The sequence below is a fragment of the Streptococcus sp. VTCC 12905 genome (genome assembly GCF_049893385.1).
GTDB classification, from domain to species: Bacteria; Bacillota; Bacilli; order Lactobacillales; family Streptococcaceae; genus Streptococcus; species Streptococcus suis_AA.
This window is the reverse complement of the sequence record NZ_JBMVJC010000013.1, coordinates 13,688-28,668: the sequence shown is the minus strand read 5'-3', so window position 1 is coordinate 28,668 and position 14,981 is coordinate 13,688. Positions and strand designations below refer to the sequence as shown.

The 14,981-nt window shown below is 40.5% G+C and carries 13 protein-coding genes and 2 pseudogenes; all 15 read right to left on the bottom strand.

The genetic code is table 11. The annotated features are described in order from the left end of the window. Window positions 1-8: 8 nt before the first annotated feature. The 15 genes and pseudogenes from argC to trpX all read right to left on the bottom strand — a co-directional run bounded on the left by argC (window position 9) and on the right by trpX (window position 14,157). Window positions 9-1,031 carry an N-acetyl-gamma-glutamyl-phosphate reductase gene (gene argC / locus ACPC58_RS06055; protein ID WP_434065533.1) on the bottom strand — a complete coding sequence of 341 codons (1,023 nt, stop codon included), beginning with the start codon at window positions 1,029-1,031 and terminating at the stop codon, window positions 9-11. A 259-nt stretch (window positions 1,032-1,290) separates the two neighbouring features. Beyond that, entirely contained in the window at window positions 1,291-1,656 is a 366-nt protein-coding gene (locus ACPC58_RS06050) for a glyoxalase (RefSeq protein WP_434065532.1), read from the bottom strand. A gap of 59 nt (window positions 1,657-1,715) precedes the next feature. Further along, window positions 1,716-2,003: a LapA family protein gene (locus ACPC58_RS06045; RefSeq protein WP_239604025.1), complete on the bottom strand. Its 288-nt coding sequence runs from the start codon at window positions 2,001-2,003 to the stop codon at window positions 1,716-1,718. 273 nt (window positions 2,004-2,276) lie between these two features. Then, window positions 2,277-3,034, bottom strand: a pseudogene (locus tag ACPC58_RS06040) (epoxyqueuosine reductase QueH). Between the two features lie 24 nt (window positions 3,035-3,058). Beyond that, window positions 3,059-3,886, bottom strand: coding sequence for a putative RNA methyltransferase (locus tag ACPC58_RS06035; RefSeq protein WP_434065531.1), 828 nt, complete (start codon window positions 3,884-3,886; stop codon window positions 3,059-3,061). A 1-nt stretch (window position 3,887) separates the two neighbouring features. Further along, window positions 3,888-4,292, bottom strand: a pseudogene (locus ACPC58_RS06030) (DUF3955 domain-containing protein). Window positions 4,293-4,728: 436 nt separating this feature from the next. Further along, window positions 4,729-6,627, bottom strand: coding sequence for an ABC-F family ATP-binding cassette domain-containing protein (locus ACPC58_RS06025; RefSeq protein WP_434065530.1), 1,899 nt, complete (start codon window positions 6,625-6,627; stop codon window positions 4,729-4,731). 107 nt (window positions 6,628-6,734) lie between these two features. Then, window positions 6,735-7,091, bottom strand: a complete 357-nt coding sequence (locus ACPC58_RS06020) for a hypothetical protein (RefSeq protein WP_171988789.1) — start codon at window positions 7,089-7,091, stop codon at window positions 6,735-6,737. Window positions 7,092-7,134: 43 nt separating this feature from the next. Then, on the bottom strand, window positions 7,135-7,833 hold the full coding sequence (locus ACPC58_RS06015) for a M57 family metalloprotease (protein ID WP_434065529.1): 699 nt from the start codon (window positions 7,831-7,833) through the stop codon (window positions 7,135-7,137). Window positions 7,834-7,898: 65 nt separating this feature from the next. Next, the gene (locus tag ACPC58_RS06010; RefSeq protein ID WP_171988791.1) at window positions 7,899-8,675 is read right to left on the bottom strand and encodes an alpha/beta hydrolase; all 777 of its coding nucleotides are present in this window, start codon (window positions 8,673-8,675) and stop codon (window positions 7,899-7,901) included. A gap of 60 nt (window positions 8,676-8,735) precedes the next feature. Continuing rightward, window positions 8,736-10,397 carry a ribonuclease J gene (locus ACPC58_RS06005; protein WP_434065528.1) on the bottom strand — a complete coding sequence of 554 codons (1,662 nt, stop codon included), beginning with the start codon at window positions 10,395-10,397 and terminating at the stop codon, window positions 8,736-8,738. 331 nt (window positions 10,398-10,728) lie between these two features. Next, window positions 10,729-11,226, bottom strand: coding sequence for a prolyl-tRNA synthetase associated domain-containing protein (locus ACPC58_RS06000; protein WP_434065527.1), 498 nt, complete (start codon window positions 11,224-11,226; stop codon window positions 10,729-10,731). Window positions 11,227-11,522: 296 nt separating this feature from the next. Beyond that, window positions 11,523-12,281: an ABC transporter ATP-binding protein gene (locus ACPC58_RS05995; protein WP_418126562.1), complete on the bottom strand. Its 759-nt coding sequence runs from the start codon at window positions 12,279-12,281 to the stop codon at window positions 11,523-11,525. Continuing rightward, window positions 12,278-13,144, bottom strand: coding sequence for an ABC transporter permease (locus ACPC58_RS05990; protein WP_434065526.1), 867 nt, complete (start codon window positions 13,142-13,144; stop codon window positions 12,278-12,280). Before ACPC58_RS05990 ends, ACPC58_RS05995 begins: the two co-directional genes overlap by 4 nt. Before the next feature lie 14 nt (window positions 13,145-13,158). Next, window positions 13,159-14,157: a tryptophan ABC transporter substrate-binding protein gene (gene trpX / locus ACPC58_RS05985; RefSeq protein ID WP_274504936.1), complete on the bottom strand. Its 999-nt coding sequence runs from the start codon at window positions 14,155-14,157 to the stop codon at window positions 13,159-13,161. Between the last annotated feature and the right edge of the window lie 824 nt (window positions 14,158-14,981).

Here is a 14,981-nt window from a genome sequence, read left to right as displayed (position 1 = left end):
AATCCTTTCTAGATAAACGTTGGTAAATTGAGCAGACCAGCTGTTTCTTCAAAGCCAAATAATTGATTCATATTTTGAACAGCTTGTCCAGCTGCACCTTTTATCAAATTATCCAAGACTGCTACAACCGTTAAAATTCCTGTTGTGGGGTTGTAAGCAAAACCAATATCTGTATAATTTGATCCAATCACATGATGTAAATCAGGTAAGTGTCGTCGGACACGTACAAAGGGTTTATCTTGATATGCCTCTTGATAGATCTCAAACAAGGCTTCCTCACTCAACTCATTTTCCAATTTCAAATATGCAGTAGCGACAATTCCACGAGAAAGAGGCAAAAGTGACGTTGAAAATTGAATATGCTCCACTCGCTCATCGAATTGTTGAAGCATTTGAACAATTTCAGGAATATGCTGGTGCTTATTTAGTTTATAAGTCACATAATTCCCCTGAATATGAACAAAATGACTTGCTGAGGTTGGAACTTTACCAGCACCACTCAAACCGCTCTTGGCATCAACAATCACACTACTTGGATCCACCATTTTCTTCTGTAATAAAGGAATCAATGCTAACTCCGTGGCAGTCGCATAACAACCTGGATTTGCCACAAATTTTTGTGAGGTCAAATTAGAAAATTCTGTTAGTCCGTAAGAAAACTGTGCAATCACTTCCTCACTAGCTGGTTCCTTTCCATACCATTGTTTATAGGTTTTCGCAGGTAAACGATGATCCCCTGACAAATCGATGACTGGAAATTGATTTTGAACGAAGACAGTAGCTAAATCTTTGGAAATCCCACTGGGAGTTGCAAAAAATACTAAATCAGCAATTTCCATGATACGTTCTGCATTAAACTCCTCGATAAGGTGATCGAAAACATCCGTTACATGTGGATAAATATACGATATTCTTTGGCCAACTTCTTTACTGGCATGGACAGAAACAACATCGACATGCGGATGATTTTTCAATATTCTAAGCAATTCCAGTCCACTATATCCAGTAACACCAACAATCGAAACTTTCATTCCATACCCCCAATAGTAATTATGCTGACTAGTTTATCGCATTTTTATACAATTGTCAATATTTCATTGCATAAAAATACAAAAAATATTTAATGATGAACATTCGAAGTTTCATATTAACTTTAATTGAATGATGATTCTGATATTTTCAGGAAATTTTCAAACTTCTAACCAAACAAAAAAATACTCCTAGAATTGCGAGTGGATAGAATCCACCTTCTACTCTAGAAGTATTTGTACACAAATCATATGAACACGATTAGCCTTTTACAGCAAAATAGTGTCTGCTTGGGCTAGTAAAATTGAAGTTAGGGAATGGCTCAGCATTCACTGGGCTACATGTATCCGTCAAAGCAGCTATTCGCTCTTGCAATGCTTGAATGTCATTTGACTCAAATAACACACTTGGTGTCATGTCAACGACTTCAGGCGATACTTGACGAATAAATTCTTTTGCATAGACTGTAATAGTTGTAGATGCTTCAGCATGGGGTTTCATGTCGAATGTTTCAAAGCCCATCATTTCAGCTTCATTCAAAATCGTAAAGCCAGCTGCTTTCCAAAAAGCCTTCTCAGTAGCAACGTCTTCTACGTACAACATCAAACCAAATTCTTTTGTAAACATGAATTCTCCTCAAACTATGTTCAAATGCAAGCTGATATACTGGCCACATTCGATTCACTCTATTTATGTGAGTCTGTATTTTCTTTGTTTTGTAGTGCAGGTAATTCTGTTAACTCTTTTTTCAAATTCTTGATTTCACTCTTTAACGAAAGATTTTTGGTTAAGCCTATTAAGTATTGGATGACTATTCCAATGAGAAGCGAACCAATTATTACCAAAATCAAAGGCATACGAAATTGACCGAACAAATAATGGACAATAACGTCTTGACGATTGACTAATGAAAGAACAACTGTCAAAATAATCACGAGCAATAAACCAATAAGTGATAATTTCTGTTTCATCATAACTCCTTTTCTACTATGACAGTCTAGCATAAGAATCAGAACACAGCAAGAAACACTTCTTTGAATTTACCTCAAATTGAATTGAAGAAAAATTTATAGATTACTATTTAAAACCAACTATTCCCACTTTTCAAGAAAAGCTGTCAGCTCTGCCTGTGCTTCTGGTGTGGAGCCGACTAGCTATTTTTGGATGAAACTGAAAAATTCATATTAACAATGCATTAAATACACAGTTAATGTGCACTTTTTAACCATTAATAAAATGGTGTATTTTCACTCCTTCTCCAACACCTTAAAAGGGATATGGGAGTAGTCTCTATGCTGTTTTAAAAAATTCCAAGGCTTCTTTTTTTTACCTGAATAAGATTGACACCTTGGGCATGTGCCCCATAAACACAGCCACAGTAGCACTGGCGATAAATATCATATTGTTGACACATCTGAACCGATCGCTGGTAACCACCATTTTTCTTGAAATCACTCGGAAGATACTGGACATCGTACAGCTTCTGTACCTCAATTCCAACAGCATTGATGGTTTGCGCATTCTTATGTGGACTGATTGTCAATGCAGAACCAAAGTAGTCAAAACTAAGCTCAACCGCCTTTTCAGCAGTCTTGTCCAAACGATAACCATAACATACCTTGCAACGGTCTCCCCCGTCTGGCTCATTAGCCAGATGCTGGGTTTTTTTGAAAAATTCCTGAGGGCTATAGTCAGCTTCCAAATACCCCACAGTTTGACCTGTTTACTGGTTGAAATCACTGACAAACTGGGCAGTCACAGCTGCTCGCCGTTGGTATTCCGCCTTTGGATGAATATTGGAATTGGCAAAATAGATGGTAACATCCACATATTGTGTCAAATATTCCAGCGTAAAAGTAGAACATGGCGCGCAACAAACATGCATGAGAATCTTGGGACGAATTCCAGATGACCGCCATGATGCTGCCATTTTCTGAAAAACCTTGTCATAATTGACCTTTTGATTTGGCGATAATTGAGTTAACATCTCTTCCACTGTTATCATAGAACTTCACAATCATCCTTTCGTTCACTTCCAGCCAACCAAGAGCTCACCTTCAATGGTAATTTCAGTCAACTGCTTTAAATCCAGCCTAGACTGGTCCACTTGGAAAAAGAGGGGGGTCATATCTGCCAATACTTGAGCATGATCGACAGAAATCGGCAGGGTACGACTGACAAAGACCTCTTCAACCTGTCCCACATAAGCCTTAAAATGCTCCACTATATCACGGTTATCATAGGACTCCTTGCGGAGTTGGTCTTTGGCTAAATGGCGGAGCTCCTTGAGGTGATTGGGGCCTGGGACTAGTTTGAGAATAGCCCCACCAGCTTTCAGCACTCTGGCAAATTCCTGATAATTGGCTGGAGAAAAGATATCCAAAATCCCTTCAATTGCTTGATCTTGAATAGGTAACTTGGTCAAGTCACCGACAAACCATTTGACCGACTTGGTGCTGTCTGTCCTTGCTGCCAAGAGAATGGAATCCTTAGAAATATCAAAAGCAAGAATGTCCAAGTCCATTTTCTCGGCTAATTTGCGAGAATAAAAGCCCTCTCCACAGCCGATGTCCAAGACAGACCGCAAGCCCAGCTCTGCTATTTTTCCCTCCAAAGCCTCATAGAGATGATTGTAATAGCCTGCCTCTAAAAAGGCCTGGCGATTTTCAAAGCTAGACTTGTGGTAGTTGGCAGACTGCTTGACTTGAGGGGCCAGATTGACATAGCCCTGCTTGGCAATGTCAAAAGTATGACGGTTGGGACAGCGAAGAATGTTCTGGTCAAGACCAAGAGCCTGCCCACAATGTGGACAGGCGAAAAATTGGTCGCTATTGCTAAAACGTGGGTGTTTGGTCATGTTAAGTATTTTCTTTTCTAAAGAGGTGCAGGGCTAGTCCTGATAGGAGCGAGGCAACGGCTCCTGTAAATGACTAGCAAGTAGCCAATTGGGAGCAGGTAGAAGTTTTCGTGTAGAATGCCATTGGAATCGACATATTCGACGGAATTGGCCTTGATGATAAAGCAGACAAGTCCTAAAACCATGAGAAAGCTTCCGATAATGGTAATGGTCAGGTGCATCTGGGTACGACGGCCTTCGCGACCGTCCTTGACTAGTTTTTCTGTCATATTGTTCATGGCAGTTCCTCCTAAGATAAGTTGATCTTGGAAATAGCCTGCCGTCTCACATTGAGTTTGAGGGTAAACTGTTCTTGGGTCAAGCCTTCCTTCTTGCGTAAGTCTTTGATTTGTTGTCCAAAGTTCATTTCTTTCTCCTTTTCGGGAGCGGGACAGAACTCGAAAAATGAAAAAGAGTTCGTCAACAAGTCTTTATTTCTAGTTGTTGAGCTAAAACGGTCTATCCCCAGACCGTTTTACTCCCGCCCCCGCACAGCTCAAACTGTCTGGGAGACAGTTTGAGGTTGGGAATAAAGCGAACAAAGTTCGCAACATTCGTTAGGTCAGATTTGAAGTGTGCAACACGAACAAATCTGCCAATCAACCACTGCGCTGAGATGTTGACACCAACTTCGAGAAGTGATGCTAATCTCTATACTTATCTTAGCTTGTCGGTCGATGTTTTCCAAGAATGGCTGGCTTGCTCTGGACTTTTTTAGCGAAAGGTGGACTTGCTAACTCCGCAAGTCCTGCTTGCAAGCCTGTTCTATCAAGGCATTAGGCTAGTGTCAATTTCCTGTCAATCTAGCCTAACTGATCGGATAAGTCTTCCCATTCTTCCATGAGGCTTTCTTGTTGGTTTGTCAGTTGGTCGATTTCTTTTTGGTAATCGGTCAGCGAATCAATGTCATTGGTTTCTAGCATGGCTTGGTTGAGCTCACTCAGACGGTTTTCGATATTCTCAATTTCTACCTCGATTTGCTCGATGCGACGGGCCAATTTGCGTTGCTCTTTTAGATTCTCCTTTTGGGCTTGGTAGTCCATGGCTCCGACTGATTGGTTAGCCGTTTCTATCTGGTCAGGCTGGGCTTCTGCTTCCAGCTCTGCTTTTTTCTCCAAATAATAATCATAGTCGCCCAAATAGAGTGTGGATCCAGTTTCCGAGATTTCCAGCACCTTGGTGGCGACGCGGTTGATGAAATAGCGGTCGTGGCTGACAAAAAGCAGGGTACCGTCAAAGTCGATGAGGGCATTTTCCAGGACCTCCTTGCTGTCAATATCCAAGTGGTTTGTCGGCTCATCAAGGATGAGGAAGTTGTTGTTTTCCATGGACAGCTTGGCGAGGAGCAGGCGGGCTTTTTCCCCACCAGATAGCATAGAGACAGACTTTTTGACATCGTCACCTGAGAAAAGGAAAGCTCCAAGGCGATTGCGGATTTCCACTTCAGGTGTAGTCGGAAAGGCTGACCAGAGCTCCTCCAAGACAGTGTTGGAAGGCGTCAGGGCCGACTGAGTCTGGTCGTAGTAGCCCACTTCCACATTGGCACCTAGCTTGGCTTCCCCTTTGATAAATGGCAGAGCCCCGATGATGGATTTGAGCAGGGTTGTTTTTCCGATTCCATTCGGGCCGACAATGGCAATGGCATCCAGCTTTCTTTGGTCAATGGAAATAGGCTGAGAAAGTATTTCTCCATCGTAACCCACCGCAGCATTTTCCACTGTCAAGACGATATTGCCAGAAGTCTTATCCGAGTGGAAGGTCATATTAGCAGATTTTTTACCAGTTGTTGGCTTGTCCAGTCTCTCCATTTTTTCCAACTGCTTGCGTCTAGCCTGGGCACGCTTGGTGGTCGAAGCTCGAACGATATTTTTTTGGACAAAGTCTTCTAACTTGGCAATTTCCTTTCGTTGTTTCTCATAGTTTTGCAACTCGGTCTGCAGCTTCTGTTCTTTTAGCTCAACAAACTGAGAATAATTCCCCACATAACGATCCAAGGAATGCTTGGTCAAATCCAGAGTGACAGTTGCTACCTTATCTAAGAAATAGCGGTCATGGCTGACAATAATCAAGGCTCCTTTGTAATGCACTAGGTAGTTTTCCAGCCAGGCAATCGTGTCAATGTCCAGGTGGTTGGTTGGCTCATCCAGCACCAATAATTCTGGGCTTTCAAGCAACATTTTTGCCAGTGCAAGACGAGTATTCTGCCCCCCAGATAGCTCAGAGATTTTCATATCCCACATGGTCTGGTCAAACTTAAAACCATTCAAAATAGCACGGATGTCTGCCTCATAGTTAAAACCACCAGCCAGACGAAATTCTTCTGACAAGCTATCGTAGGTCTTCATCAACTGTTCAAGTTCACTACCAGACAAACTGCCCATCTGCTCTTCCATACCACGTAGACGTTTTTCTGTCGTCCGCAAGTCGTCAAAGACATGGAGCATCTCATCGTAAATGGTATTTTCCGACTGGAATCGACTGTCCTGCGCCAGATAAGAAAGGGATAGATCCCGTTTGGTAGAGATCTCACCGCTAGTTGCTGCTTCTTCTCCGACAAGGATTTTTAGCAAGGTGGACTTGCCTGCTCCATTTTTTCCGACAAGGGCAATCCGATCCCGTTCATCTACTTGAATGTTGATATTGTTAAATAAAACTTCGCCCGCAAAGGAGCGCTCAATCTTGTTTCCGCTTAGTATAATCATAAAAATATTGTACCACAAATTAGTATCGTCGTGCGGTATCCTATTTCTAAATTCCGCAAAAAACAGCGACTTTTCAGTTGCTGTTTTTCACCTTATTCTCACATTTTCTAACCTAAGCCATTCAGTAGTTCCTTATTCTGCCAAAGCAGGTAAAGACCACCAACAATAATGATGACCATGATCATAAACTTAATCAAGCCTTTCACAAATCGAATGATGACTAGCAATATCATAGAGACAATCAACCATCCCCATGCAGAGGAATTCAATAATGATTCCATTCCAGCAAGGCTGTTCCCCGCCAAATCACGCACCGGGGCAGGAATTTTTTCCACCCAGTCAGATGATAGACCCAATTGATTCATAATTGACTGCCCACTTGTCTTCAGCCATGCAAAAATGCCGGCATTATATAGAAATAGCAGAGCTTGCTCAGGATATCGCTTTAATAAATTGCGAAACATGTTAAGATAGACTCCTTTATTTATTTTATGATTCAATGATCAGTCAATACGTAGTATAAAGCTGGACAACTGCGTCAATGTCTGCCTGCTGAATACCATGATTGGAACCCGCTGACTCCATGACAGAGGTTTGATTTTCTTTGTGGTCTAGACCAATCGCGTGCCCCAATTCGTGTTCAGCTGTGTGAACAATCCGGTCCATGTCATAACCATATTGTTCATTTAACAAATAATAACTATTTAAGCGAACCGTTACTGAACTATAATAATTCGTAAGTAAGTTCGCTGTCGAATTGGCTTCGCCTGCTGCCTGCGTATTTCCATCATTCATCTCAGTTGCGATAATATCGGCCTGACCCGGATCAGTCGTCACAACAAATGTGAAGGCACCCGTGGCATTCCAATTTGCAATAGCCGTCTGATAGGCAGCAACAAACGTTGGATTCTGAGTTTCGATATAAATGGTCGCAGTATTACTTTCCCAACGGCCATGATGAGCTGTATTCACCGTATCAGTTGTGAGGTGTTTAATGGTATCAACACCTTCTTCTAAAGAAACTTCTGATTGTCCATTGACCATCAATTGAACTTCTTGTGCCAATGTTTGAAGCATTTGAGGGGCCACATCTTTTTGAAAATAGAACAACAATCCCAAACCACAGACGATGACCACCATTGATAACCAAACTAAGCCCCAAATCGTTCGCCAACACCACAGAAAAATACTTTTAATAACATTCATAAACTATACCCCTACCTAGAAATAGTTTTCAGTATAGCTAAATTTTCTAAATCTTTTCTTAAAACCTAAGATAATCTTTCTTCCAATTCAAAATCAATTGGTAACCAGGTTAAAACCTTTTCAATCTGCTGGTTCCAATAATACCATTCGTGTTTGCCTGGACCAACACTTGCTTCAATATCCAAACCAGCTTTTTTTAAAGCAACAATCGCCTTTTGATGGCCATCAAAGAGAAAATCTTCTTCCCCACACCAGACATAGAACTTTGTTTTTTTATCCGATTGTTTGACCATCTCTAGCAAGCTATTTGGATTTTTTGTGTCAGAAATATCCCCAAAAACTCCCTGCCAGTAGGCCATATTTCCTAAGGACGCTGAGGCGGGATTGTCAAAATCAAACTGGAGAGCTCCTGACAAAGATGCTGCATAAGAAAAACGATTTGTCCCCAGTGCCAATTTAAAAGCACCATAACCACCCATTGACAAACCAGCTATAAAGTTCTTTTCGCGCTGATCAGACATATTTGGGAAGAATCGTTTCAAAATCTGAGGCAATTCAATCGCAAAGGCGTCATAGTAATTCATACCATAAGTAGTATTGGTATACCAGCCCTTATCTGTATTGACCATAACAACAATGAGATTGGTATAGCGAACCAGTCGTTCAATTGTCGACCGATTGAGCCAGGAGTCATGGTTCCCTCCCATTCCATGTAGGAGATATAAAACAGGAATGTCTTTATCATCTGGATTTTCAACCTGATTCCGGTCTGGATAAAGGACATTGACCTGCCTAGACATATCCAATACTTCCGAGTGATATTCTATTTTCATAATAGCCATATATTTCTCCTTATTGGAAAGAGCCCGAGTTATCCTCGGCTCTTCACAAATTCATTAATCTCATTTAACTTCCATAATCACTGGCAAAATAGCTGGGCGACGTTTAGTCTGTTCAAATAGGAATTTAGTGAGGTCATCGCGAACAGCAGTTTTCAACTCTGTCCAGTCAAAACTATCTTTTGTAAAGTAATTTTCAACTGTTGCATTTACTAACTCTGAGGACTCACGCAAGATATCTTTACTCTTCTTGACATAGACAAATCCACGGGTATTGACTTTTGCCTTAGAAATAATTTTCTTTTCACGACGATTAACTGTAATTGCTACAATAAAGATGCCGTCTTCAGAGAGAATTTTACGATCACGCAGAACAATATTTCCAACATCCCCAATTGCATTACCATCAATCATCACATCACCAGAAGGTACGGCACCATTGTGAACAAAGTCTCCATCTTCGAAGGACATCACATCACCGCGTTTGACGATGATAATATTCTCTGGGTACATACCGATTTCAATAGCAGCTTTTGCATGAGCCTCCAATTGACGGTATTCCCCTTGGATTGGGAAAAGATATTTGGGCTTCATGATATTCATCATCAATTGAAGATCTCTAGAATTCCCGTGACCTGACACGCGCAATTTCTTCGCAATGGATTGTACAACACCACCAGCTTTGTACACTAAGTTTTCAACACGGGCTACCATAGCTTCTTTTGAAATACTTGGAGTCGTAACAATATAAACTAAATCTCCATCTTTGATTTCAACATACCTGTGTCTACCGATAGCCATTTTTCTCAAGCCATTCAAAGGCTCACCCATACGACCTGTTTCAAGAATAATGAGCTCATGGTCCTCATACTTCGCAATGTCTTTCGGCTTCACAAGTAGTTTTTCACTGACAAGATGCAACTTCTTCAGTTGAATTGCTGTACGGACAATGTTCTCCACGTCATGACCCGTTAGGACAATACGGCGACCTGTTTTTTCCGCAGCATCAAAAATTTGTTGGATACGGACAATATTGCTGGCAACTGCTGCAACAATGATACGACCATCCCAATCGGCAATTGTATTAAGAATTTCTTCCCTTGCTTCATGCATACTTGCACCCTGTTCATTGCTGTCTGCATTGGCAGAATCAGACAAGAGCGCTAAAACTCCCTCATTACCAATCTCAGCTAAGCGACTAAAATCAGTCTTGTAGAATTTATCTGCCGCCTGGTCAAATTTAAAATCACCTGTATATACAATATTGCCTTGATCCGTTTTAATCACCACTCCCAAGCTTTCAGGAATGGAGTGAGTTGTTTGAAAGAAAGAAACAACCGAATCCCCAAAATCTATTTCAGACTTCTCATTGATCACATGAAAATCATTGAATTTTTTCGTTGCATTATTATTTTTAACAAGCAATTTTGCTAATTCAATCGTCAAATGCGAACCAAATACCGGCACCTTCACTTTTTCCAGAAGGTATGGCAGCGCCCCAATAGCATCCGCATGCCCATGCGATAAAAAAATTCCTGCTACACGGTGCTTATTTTCTTCCAAATATTCAAAGTTCGGAACGACAATATCCACACCAAGTTGTTCATTTTCTGGATACTTTGCACCCGCATCCAAAACAAATATATGCTCATTTACTTCGGTAATATAGAGGTTTTTCCCATTTTCCCGAACACCACCAAGAGCCATAATTTTAATTGTGCTCATCTTTACTCCTTTTGGACATCCCACAGGTGTCCATTTTATTTTTCTTACCAACGGTCCTTGGGATTCCCAAGTCGAATTACAGTCTGCTATATCCGAATTTTCAATTTTTATGAAATGAGTTTGAAAAATCCATCATCAAAACTATTTCTAAATCCATATTTCTATATAGCTATCGTTTCTATTATACATTTTTTTAAGAAAATTTACAAAAACTCCGCTGAAAATCAACGAAGTTCCTATAAATAAATTTGTAACAAAATCTCTTTTGTCACCATTTGATGACGTCCATGCGAACCAAATCCATAGATACTCTCAAAAATTGAAAAACAAACTACTTCATACTTCCTCGCAATTCAACGATATGGGCATGAAAACCAATTTTCTCAACAAAACATAAAACATCCTCAGTCTTGACAAAAATTGTTTTGGTATTCACATTTGGATGGAAGGTTAGTATGGGTTGAGCTAAAATTTCTTTGTCAAAATAGACTTGAATATCCTTTTCAACATTATGCAACAAACCAAAAATAGAGGCCACTCCAGCTGTCAAGCACATCTTTTCCATCAAACTATTACTGGAGGCCATCCGAATACGATTGACTCCAACCAAATCACGAAAGTGCTCCATAACTAACTGTTTCTGGTCATCCATGATCAACAAATAGAAAGCTGTTTTCTTTTTGTTTGTCTGAAACATAGACTTGGTGCGGACTCCTTCTAATCCTTTTGTAAAGCGGTCCGCATCTTCTGTGGTCAAAGCAGCTGGATGCTCAATAAACTCGTAATCAATTCCTAATTCTGCCAGTTTATTAAAAAGAAGGTTTTCCATGACGCCACCTCTCTATGAATAGTCGAATGAATTAGCTTTCAGATAAGGAACTGAGGTGCAGACAATACTAGAGTACGGCAAACCGAAAGTGACGATGTATCAAAACTAATTCAAATGACTATATTTAAGTATAGTATACTTCATTTTTTAGATCACTCAAAGGAAAAGAAAAGCCTGGATTGCTCCAGACTTTAGGACCTGTATTCACAAGTGAAATGCGGCTTTGGGTTAAGAAATAGTTTTTGCTAAAACTAGACTTACTAGACTTAGAAGTACTGAACTATGAATACAGATTCTTAATCAAACAATTTATAATAATCTTCCAGTTTCATCTTAGATTTTTCTTCAGCAGTCTGATCCTGAATGATCTGTCCATTTTTCATGACAATCAGTCGATTGCCGTGACGCAACGCATCTTCCATCTGATGAGTTACCATAAGCGCAGTCATTCCCTTGGTCGCAATCAATTCATCCGTTAACTGCATCAAGGATTGACTGGTTTTGGGGTCAAGTGCAGCAGTATGCTCATCCAATAACAATAATTCTGGTTGTTTCAAACTCGCCATCAAGAGACTCAATGCCTGACGTTGACCACCTGATAAAAGCCCTGCTGGCGTTTCCAAATGTTTTTCCAAACCATTTCCAACTCGTGGTAAGAGTTGAGCAAATTCCTCTATCTGTTGAGATAATTTACGTGGTACCAACCCCCGTCCCTCGCCACGGTATTTTGCGATGAGCAGGTTTTCAGCCACCGTCATACGAGGAGCTGTTCCCATTTTCGGATCTTGAAAGACACGAGCCAAGTATTTTGCTCGCTTCTCTGCAGGCCAATTGGTTACATCCTCACCAAGAATATGAACCGAACCACTGGTCAAGGGCAAGGTTCCTGCAATGACATTAAAAAGTGTTGACTTTCCAGCTCCATTACCACCTAAAATTGTAATAAAATCCCCTTGGTAGATGGTCAGATTTACCTTATCTAAGATGACACGCTCTTCATTAAATCCATTGGTCACTACTTTAGTAGTATTTTTTAATTCTACAATTGCTTTCATCTTGACAAACTAGCTCCTTTCAACACTTTGTTTTTCAATTCGGGAACCATGAGACAGATTGCCAAAATCATAGCAGAGAAGATACGAAGGTAGCTAGTATTGATTCCCAGTGAAATAACACCGAGAATTAAGAATTGATAAAAGATAGCACCTACAGCAATGGCCAATAATCGCTCCAGCATGGTTAGATTTCCATAAAGAACTTCACCGATGATGAGACTTGCCATTCCAACGACAATGACACCAATACCACGAGAAACATCCGCATAGCCTTCCTGTTGTGCAATTAAGGCTCCAGCAAGAGCAATAATCCCGTTTGAAAGTACTAAACCGAGCAATTCCATTCTGCTGGTGTAGATACCAAAACTACGCGCCATATCTGGATTGTCCCCTGTCGCGATAAAAGCTTGTCCAAGTTTTGTATATAGGAAGAACATCAAAGCTGAAATCACTAAGGCAACACTTCCCAAACCTAACAACAAGCTATTGACCTGATCAGAAAAAGGAAGTAAATCTTGTAAACGATTCGTATTCAACAAGCCCAAATTAGCACGACCCATGATGAATAATATAACAGAGTGGCAGGAAGACATCACTAATATACCAGCCAAAAGCGTGGGGATTTTCCCCTTGGTATATAACAAGCCCGTAACTAATCCTGCCATGCACCCTGCCAAAACAGCTGCCAAAGTTGCCAAAACAGGATGAACTCCCTGAGTGAGCAAGGTAACAGCAACTGCACCACCTAGAGGGAAAGAGCCTTCGGTTGTCATATCTGGAAAATTCAATATTCTAAACGTGACGAATATTCCTAAACCAAGTACAGCCCATAAAAGAGCTTGTGAAACTGTTGATACAATCATAACTATCCTTTGTTTTATTCAATAACTTTACTTGCCTGATTGATCACATCATCAGACAATGTAATTCCTAATTCTTTGGCAACTTTTTGGTTAACGACAACGGTTCCTTCATTAAAAATTTGTACAGGTGTATCCGCTGGATTCGCACCATCAAGAATTTTTGCAGTCATTTTACCAGTTGCGACACCCAAGTCATATTGACTGAGGGTAACAGATGCGATACCACCGCCTTCGACCATGTCTTCTACGCTTGTGAAAATCGGTGTTTTGCTTTTATTCGCGACAGAAACAACTGTTGAAAATGCAGATGCAACAGTATTATCTACTGGGGTGAAAAGGGCATCTACCTTGCTGCTTGCCACCTCTACAGTAGAAGCCAATTCATTGCTTGATGCAACTGCATATTCAAGAACTGTATAGCCAGCCTCTTCTGCTGCTGCCTTAAATTCAGCAACTTGAATTTTTGAATTGTCTTCGTTTGAGGAGTAAAGAACACCGATTGTTTTTGCATCTGGTGTAATTTCTTTAATGAGAGAAACTGTATCTGCTACTGGTGTTTGGTCAGATACTCCTGTAATATTTCCACCAGGATTTTTCAAGTCAGTTACCAAGTTAGCACCAACAGGATCTGTTACAGCCCCCATGATAATAGGTAATTCTGTCGTAGCGTTTGCTAATCCCTGTGCAGCAGGTGTCGCAATACCAATCAATAGCTCATTACCATTGTCCACCAATTTTTTACTCATGGTTTGAACCTGTGACTGATCACCTTCTGCATTCATAAAATCAATGGAGAGATTCTCAGTTGTTGTATAGCCACCTTCTTCAAGTCCTGCTTTGATTCCTTTGTAAATTTCGTCTAGTGAATCATGCGTCACAAATTGGAGAACCCCAATTTTAACTTTTTCTGTGCTATTCGTTGAATTGTTCTGTTCTTTTTGCGTCAAAAACAAGGCAACAACCACCATCACAGTAAGGGCAATAATTGTAGCAAGTAAATTTTTATTTTTCATCATATCTAATTCTCCTTTTTAATAAAAAAATCCTACATCATCAGTATACTATTCCACCATCGCCATCGTTTCATCATGATTACCTCGTTTAGATAATAGTCTTTCAGTTTGCTTTTAGTACTAGGCAACGAGCTGCAGGCAGTACTAAAGTACGGCAAAGCGAGTTCAAATAATGATGAAATTATTTGAAGTTGGAAATACGGAAACGAAGTTTCCTCATTCGTCGACGTAATAAAAGATAAACTGAATGACTAAAGGAAAAAGCCCCCGCAGGAAAAACCAACCTGCGAGGGCGTCAATGACACGGTGCCACCTCACTTATGGGAATTGTATAGAATCCTCCCATATCTCATCTCCTCAAACAAGGAGTTGCACTGTAAGGTGTGCGGACCGAACTATCATTTTTTTAAGTTCATTTGCATGATTGATTTGGCTGAAAACTTCATATACCGCTAGTATAAGCTACGTCGACCTGCCTCGTACTCAGCCAAAACAGTCTACGCAAAGTATGTTACACCAAACAATCCTTGTGAATTTAGGGTATTTTAGGACTAGGGAGCCGGGTGAAGGCAGTACTGGTGGTACGGCAAAACCGACTAACGACGTCATAAAATAGACATAAATACACATCAGCCCATTTCATAAAACTCCGCCACCTGTTCCCAGTACCACAGGCTCCCTGAAGACTTCTGCTTTACTACTTCTTCTGATTAAAAAAATTATACGGCATCAAAAAGTCTTTGTCAAGGCTTTTGATTAAATTTTCTGAAAATTTTTCTTCCGGCTACCTACTGAGTCTCATCAAAAAATCTATGAAATATGAT